The following is a 5020-nucleotide window of genomic DNA, read 5'->3' on the forward strand; positions in this document are numbered from 1 at the left end:
ACTATGCCGGTGCGGGAGCACTGCTCGGCACCATCATTGCGGCCATGTGCGGCTACGCGCTGGCCAAGTACGAGTTCAATGGCCGCGAGGCGATCTTCAACGTGGTCCTCAGCGGTGTGCTGGTCCCGGCCACAGCGCTGGCCCTGCCGCTGTTCCTGATCTTCAGCGAAGTGAACCTCACCAACACCTACTGGGCGGTGTTCCTCCCCAGCCTGGTCAGCCCGTTCGGGGTGTACCTGGCGCGGATCTACGCCGCAGCCAGCGTGCCCGGTGAGCTCCTCGAAGCGGCCCGGCTGGACGGCTCCGGTGAGGTACGGACCTTCTTTACGGTGTCCACCCGCCTGATGGCGCCGGCTCTCGTCACGATTTTCCTGTTCCAGTTCGTGGCCATCTGGAACAACTTCTTCCTGCCGCTGATCATGCTGCGTGACCAGGCGCTCTTCCCGGTCACCCTTGGTCTCTATGCCTGGAACAGCCAGATCAGCCAGATCCCCGAGCTGCGTACCTACGTGATCATCGGGGCGCTGGTCTCGATCGTCCCGCTCATCATCGCGTTCCTGGGCCAGGCGCTCTTCCCGGTCACCCTCGGTCTCTACGCCTGGAACAGCCAGATCAGCCAGATCCCCGAACTGCGCACCTACGTCATCATCGGGGCGCTGGTCTCGATCGTCCCGCTCATCATCGCGTTCCTGGGCCTGCAGCGCTTCTGGAGCAGCGGACTCAGCGCCGGAAGCGTCAAATAAACCCGACCGCAAGAACCGCCGGAAGGCTCCCGCCTTCCGGTTTCATCCATACACGAAGGAAAAATAGAATGCGTATGCATCACGGAAAGACCACCGCCGCCGTCGTCATGGTCTCCGCCCTGGCCCTCGCGGGCTGCTCGGGCGGAGGCGACTCCGCCGGAGCACCAGGAGCTGCGGCGTGCGAGCCCTCCGCTGAGCCAGTAGAGCTCACCTACACCGCATGGGTTCCGGGCATGGACCAGGTGGTGGAGCTGTGGAACGAGGAGAACCCGGACATCCAGGTCACCGTCCAGACCGGTCCCAATGGAAATGCCGGCACGTACCGGAACTTCTTCAACCAGCTGCAGGCCGGTAACGCACCTGACCTGGGCCAGATCGAATACGACGCCCTCCCTAACTTCCGCGTCCAGGACGGACTTGAGAACATTGCTGCCTGTGAAGGCATCGCCGAAGCGAGTGACCAGTTCATCGACTGGACCTGGAGCCAGGTGACGTTCGGTGAAGAGGATGCCGTTTACGCGGTCCCGCAGGACAGCGGTCCCATGGCGATGTTCTACCGCGCCGACCTCTTCGAGCAGGCCGGCATAGAGGTCCCCACCACCTGGGAGGAATACGCCACCGCCGCCGAACAGATCCGTGAGGAAGGCGGTTACATCCACAACTTCCAGCGCGCGGACGTGAACTGGTTCGCCGGCCTCGTCTGGCAGGCAGGCGGCCAGTGGTTCAGCAGTGAGGAGGACGGCTGGGATGTCAATCTGACGGGTGAAGAGTCCATGCAGGTGGCCGAGTACTGGCAGGGACTGCTCAAGGACGACCTCGTCTCCACAGTGCCCTCCTTCTCCGACGAGTGGAACGCCTCGATCAGCGAGGGCGAGCAGTGGACCTGGGTATCAGCGGTCTGGGGTACCAGGCACCTGCAGAGCGCTGCCCCGGACAGTACCGGCAAATGGGCAGTTGCCCCGATGCCGCAATGGGATGAAGGCCAGAACGCCGCCAGCAACTGGGGAGGCTCCACCACAGCAGTCCTGAAAGGCTCCGACCACCCCTACGAGGCCTCACAGTTTGCCCTCTGGCTGAATACCGACCCCGAAGCACTGGCTCTCGCGAACGAACTCGGCGGACTCTACCCGGCTGCTACCGCCGGCGCTGACCTCGAAGCGTTCAGCGGTAAGTCCGACTTCTTCGGCGGACAGGCCGTCTACGACGTCTTCGCCGAGGCTACGCGGAACGTGGACCCTGAATTTACCTGGGGACCAACAATGACTCAAACCTATACAGATGTTTCCGACGGCTTCGGCGCAGCCATCGCAGGCGAGTCCACCCTCATGGAGGCCCTCCAGCGCGGTGAACAGCAAACCATTGAGTCGCTGAAGGCGCAGTCGATTCCTGTAGTCGAGTAACGCGTCCCAGGAACCAGTTTGCCCACTCAATCGGCCGGACACGGTTGATTGAGTGGGCCCCTCTAGGGCAGGCGTTTCTGTCGAACACTCCCCTCGCCGTAACCATGATCATCCTCCATCCTCGTAGCGTGGAGGCCTCACTGAAGGAGCCATCAAAGTGATCCCCCGCCGTTCTGAAGTTGCCGCTTACCTCACCGACACCGCGCCCGGAGGGGGAAACCGCCTCCCTGCACGGTCCTGGCTGCGCAGCGACGCTCCCTCGCTGACGCTCGACGGTGACTGGCGCTTCCGCCTCCTTCCCGGCGTGCCCGGCACGCCCGGCGGCCGAGGGATCCTGCCCCAGGATGAGGCGCCCGAAGGTATGGCCACAGAAGAGTACGACGACGCCGCGTGGGACACCTTGCCGGTTCCAGCTCACTGGGTGCTTGAAGGCGACGGAGCGTACGGCCGTCCGATTTACACGAATGTCCAGTTCCCCTTCCCGTGCGACCCGCCGTTTGTCCCTGACGAGAACCCGACGGGTGACTACCGTCGCACCTTCGAGATTCCGGAGGAGTGGATGAAGGCTGAACGCATCGTGTTGCGCTTTGAGGGCGTCGAATCCCGTTACAAGGTATGGGTTAACGGCGAGGAAATCGGCTGGGGGGCAGGCAGCCGCCTGGCCCAGGAATTTGACGTCACTTCAGCTATTCGGACTGGAAGCAACACGATCGCCGTTCGCGTCCATCAGTGGTCCGCTTCAAGTTACATCGAGGATCAGGACCAGTGGTGGCTCCCGGGCATCTTCCGCTCCGTGACGCTTCAGGCACGCCCCGCTGGTGGAATTGAGGACGTCTGGCTCCGCACTGGATACCACGATGGAATCGGGACGCTCGATCCAGAGGTGAGTGCACCGGCGTCGTCGTTCCCTATCCGCCTCACCATTCCGGAGCTCGGGATAGACGTCGAGTGGACCAAACCTGCGGATGTCGCGCCGCTTGAGGTGGGCAGCGTACAAGCCTGGTCCGCCGAAATACCGCAACTTTACGATGCGACCGTCGCCAGCACCACGGAGGCAGTCGAGCTGAGGATCGGGTTCCGAACCGTCGAGATTGTTGGCGACCGGTTCCTGGTCAACGGCCGCACAGTGACCTTCCACGGCGTAAACCGGCACGAGACCCATCCGGAACAAGGACGGGTATTCGACGAAGACTTCGCACGTGAAGATCTTCTACTCATGAAGCGGTTCAATGTGAATGCTATCCGAACAAGCCACTATCCGCCCCACCCACGCCTGCTCGACTTGGCGGACGAGCTTGGCTTCTGGGTCATCCTTGAATGCGACATTGAGACGCACGGATTCGAGCGGCACGACTGGGTCGGAAACCCGAGCGATGACCCTGCCTGGCACGAGGCCTACCTCGACCGGATCGAGCGGACGGTGGAGAGAGATAAAAACCACCCGTCCATCATCATGTGGTCTCTTGGTAATGAATCGGGCACGGGTGGGAACCTCGCTGCCATGTCCGCATGGGTGCACGCCAGAGACGCCGGCAGACCGGTCCACTACGAGAGCGACTACGCAGGCGCTTACACAGACGTGTACTCGCGGATGTATTCGACGGTGCCTGAAACGGAGACGATCGGCCGCGACGGCGATACCAGTCCCCTGCTCGGCTGCTCACCCGCGGAGTCGGCCCGGCAGCGTACCAAGCCGTTCATCCTGTGCGAGTACGCCCACGCCATGGGTAACGGTCCGGGCAACCTCTCACTCTACGAGCGGCTTGTCGATCGCTACCCACGGCTGCACGGCGGGTTTGTATGGGAATGGCGCGACCATGGACTACGTACCCGAACGCCGGACGGGACAGAGTACTTCGCATACGGCGGCGACTTCGGTGAGGAAATCCATGACGGAAACTTCGTCCTCGACGGTCTCGTCCTCTCCGACTCCACACCGACCCCCGGCCTCTACGAGTTCAAGTCCGTCGTCGCCCCCGTACGGATATCCTTTGAGTCCCCTGAAGGAGAGCGTGCCGGAAGCAAACCTCTCCTGCGCGTGCGGAATCTGCGCCACACCGCCAGCACTGCGGATTTCACCTTCCGTTGGCGGCTTGAAGATAACGGCGAGAAGGTCGCATCCGGTGAGCTCTCCATCCTCGGCCTACACGGCGGGCCGCTTGAAGCCGGTGAGGAAGCAGTGCTCGGGCTACCGACGACGGGCGAGGGCTGCCAAGGAGAGGCCTGGCTAACCGTCGAAGCGGTGCTCGCTCACAGCACAGCGTGGGCGGAAGAAGGACACGAGATCGTAGCGCTGGCAGGCCTCGCCGTAGACGGACCGCGTCTGGAACTGTTCCGTGCCCCCACCGACAATGACCGCGGCCGATTCGTCGGCAGCTACATCGACTCGGACCCCTGGGCGCCTGATATCCACGGTGTCCCGGGTAATGGCCGACCGGGCGCGTCATCAGCAGAACGCTGGAACTCGGCCGGGCTGAACCGCATGCACGGCAGGGTCCAATCAGTAGAAACCAAGCGGGACGCCGTGCGCGTCCGCACACGCTACGCAGCCGCGGACCACGCCCGTCACGTCACCGTCGATGAGACATGGCAGCTCGACGGACAGAACCTATGGCTGCGGATCGACCTGCTCCCCAGCAGCGGCTGGAACGGCGTATGGCCGCGCGCAGGAGTCCGTTTCGGCCTACCTGACACCGTGGATGGCGTCTCCTGGTTCGGCCTGGGCCCGCACGAATCCTATCCGGATAGCCTCCAGGCGGCGCTTGTGGGGCGGTACCAATCGGGAATTGAAGAGCTCCCCGTCAAATACGGGCGACCGCAGGAGACAGGACACCGCAGCGGCTTGCGCTCCCTCAACCTCCGGACTGGAGCGCACCC

At 63.2% G+C, this 5020-nt stretch carries 3 protein-coding genes; all 3 read left to right on the plus strand.

Annotated elements, in window-relative coordinates:
• The coding region (locus X803_RS0108590) for a carbohydrate ABC transporter permease (protein ID WP_026544823.1) at window positions 1-743 on the plus strand (743 nt) is incomplete at its 5' end.
• A gap of 68 nt (window positions 744-811) precedes the next feature.
• Entirely contained in the window at window positions 812-2143 is a 1332-nt protein-coding gene (locus tag X803_RS0108595) for an ABC transporter substrate-binding protein (RefSeq protein WP_035778360.1), read from the plus strand.
• A 157-nt stretch (window positions 2144-2300) separates the two neighbouring features.
• The coding region (locus X803_RS18770) for a glycoside hydrolase family 2 TIM barrel-domain containing protein (protein WP_035778381.1) at window positions 2301-5020 on the plus strand (2720 nt) is incomplete at its 3' end.

This window comes from Arthrobacter sp. 35/47, from assembly GCF_000520475.1.
GTDB classification, from domain to species: domain Bacteria; phylum Actinomycetota; class Actinomycetes; order Actinomycetales; family Micrococcaceae; genus Arthrobacter_D; species Arthrobacter_D subterraneus.

Coding starts and splice junctions, on each gene's coding strand:
- X803_RS0108595 (WP_035778360.1), top strand. CDS start 812: ATGCGTATGCATCACGGAAAGACCACCGCCGCCGTCGTCATGGTCTCC.